This window comes from Sphingobium sp. (assembly GCF_035511395.1).
GTDB lineage: Bacteria > Pseudomonadota > Alphaproteobacteria > Sphingomonadales > Sphingomonadaceae > Sphingobium.
Window position 1 is genome coordinate 1 of sequence record NZ_DATKFP010000078.1, and the last position, 2,499, is coordinate 2,499.

The window sequence follows — 2,499 nt, forward strand, 5'->3', positions numbered from 1 at the left end:
GTCGCTCGACATTGAGATCGGGACCGCTGCCGATGAAGCCGAGTTCAAGGAAGGCAGCTATCTCGTTTCCGACGGTGTCCTGCACCAGATCGTCGACGGGATGCCGGCCATCGTCGACGTCAAATCGGGGCGTGGCACCACTGGCCTGTTTGTCAAGCACGCGAGCATCATCAAGGCGCTGATCCCGATCCGCGATGCGGTGCGCGCGATCCTGCGGGCGCAGCTGAACGACCAGCCCTATGCCGCGTCCCAGGAAAAGCTGCTCACGCACTACAGGCAGTTCACCAGGAAGTACGGCCCGATCAACCGGACGATCACCAGCATCCGCACGGATCCCGACACCGGCGCCGAGAAGGAATATCAGCGTCGCCCGAACCTCCAGCCCTTCCTCGACGATCCCGACGTCTGGCTGGTCGCGTCGATCGAGGCCTATGACGAGGCGAGCGATACCGGCACGCCGGGCGCGATCTTCACCGAACGTGTCGTCAAGCCGCCGGTCGCCCATGAAATCCGCTCGGCGCAGGATGCGCTGGCGGTGTCGCTCCACGAGCGCGGCCGCGTCGATCTCCCGTTGATCGCCGGCCTGCTCGGCGTCGCGCAAGCCGAGGCGCTCGCGGACCTTGCCGACGATATCTATCTGGACCCCGTCCGCACCACGCCCCACTTCGACCACTGGGTCACCGCGGACGAGGCCCTTTCAGGCCCCGTGCGGACCAAGCTCGCCCTTGCCCGCGAGAAGGCCGAAACCGATCCGCGCTTTCATGCCGTCGCCATCGCGCTCGAAGCGGTCCAGCCGGTCGACCTCAAACCCAGCGAGATCACTGCGCGTCTCGGCGCGCCCTGGATTCCTACCAGGGTCATCGAAACCTTCGTCGTGGAAATCATGGAGGTCGAGACCACCATCTTTCATACCGTCGATATTGCGAGCTGGACTGTCGACAAGGCCCCGTTCGCGGGACATGTCAGTTCCACCTCGACCTGGGGCACGGCGCGCCGAGGCGCGGCCGACCTGCTCGAAGATGCCCTCAATTCTCATATCCCCAAGATCTACGATGTTCACCGCGAAGCTGACGGTTCGGAGCGCCGCGAGCTCAATGTCACCGACACCGAAGCCGCGAAAGAGAAGCTTGCGAAGATCAAGTCGACCTTCGAGACCTGGGTCTGGCAGGACAGCGAACGCGCTGATCGCCTGGTCCGCATCTACAACGACGCCTATAACAACCTCGTTCCCCGGACCTTCAACGGCAAGCATCTGACGCTGCCCGGCGCGTCGACCGCCATCCAGATGCGCGATCACCAGAAGCGCGTCGTCTGGCGGATCGTCGCCGCAGGCTCGACCTATGTCGCCCATAGCGTCGGCGCGGGCAAAACCTTCAGCCTGTGCGCCGCCGTGATGGAGCAACGCCGTCTCGGCCTTGCCAACAAGCCGATGATGGCGGTGCCCAATCATTGCCTCGCGCAGATCGCGCGTGAGTTCCTGATGCTCTATCCCACCGCGCGCATCCTGGTCGCCGACGACACGAACTTCATCAAGGAGAAGCGGCGGCGGTTCCTGGCCCGCGCGGCGACCGGCAACTGGGATGCGATCATCATCACCCATGATGCGTTCAAGTTCATCCCCACCCCGGCAGCCTTCGAAAAGCAGCTGATCGAAGACCAACTCGCCAGCTACGAGGGGCTGATCGCGGGCATCGACAATGACGATCGCGTCTCGCGCAAGCGGGTCGAGCGCCTCAAGGAGGGGCTCCAGCGGCGGCTTGAGAATCTGCAGTCCCGCAAGGACGACCTTGTCCATATCGGCGAGATCGGCATCGACCAGATCCTGGTCGACGAGGCCCAGCAGTTTCGCAAGCTCACCTTTGCGACCAATCTTGGCGACCTCAAGGGCGTCGACCCGGCCGGCTCGCAGCGGGCATGGGATCTGTTCGTCAAGGGTCGATACCTTGCCGGCATCAATCCCGGCCGCGAACTGATCCTGTCGTCGGGCACGCCCATTACCAACACGCTGGGCGAAATGTATACGCTGCAGCGCTTCATGCAGCCCGATGAGCTACAGGCCAAGGGCTTGCATGAGTTCGACGCCTGGGCCGCGAACTTCGGCGACACACGCACCGAACTCGAACTCCAGCCGAGCGGCAGCTACAAGCCGGTCACGCGCTTCTGCGAATTCGTCAACGTCGCCGACTTGATGGCGATGTATCGTAGCGTCGCCGACGTCGTGCTCAAGGACGATTTGCGCCAATATGTCCGGCTGCCCACCATCAAGGGCGGCAAGCGCAAGATCATCGTCGCCCAGTCCGGGGCGCCCTTCAAGGCCTATCAGAAGGTGCTCGCCGGACGCATCAAGGCGATCGAGAACCGCAGCGGGCGCCCCCAGAAGGGCGATGATATCCTCCTTTCGGTGATTACCGACGGGCGGCATTCGGCGATCGATCTCCGCTTCGTCGATCCCATGATGGGGAACGAGGAGGGCAACAAGCTCAATCTCCTGATCGAGAA

General features: G+C 63.3%; 1 pseudogene. It reads left to right on the plus strand.

Annotated features, from left to right (window positions below):
- Positions 1–2,499, plus strand: a pseudogene (locus VMR39_RS04610) (lactate dehydrogenase); the annotation flags it as partial.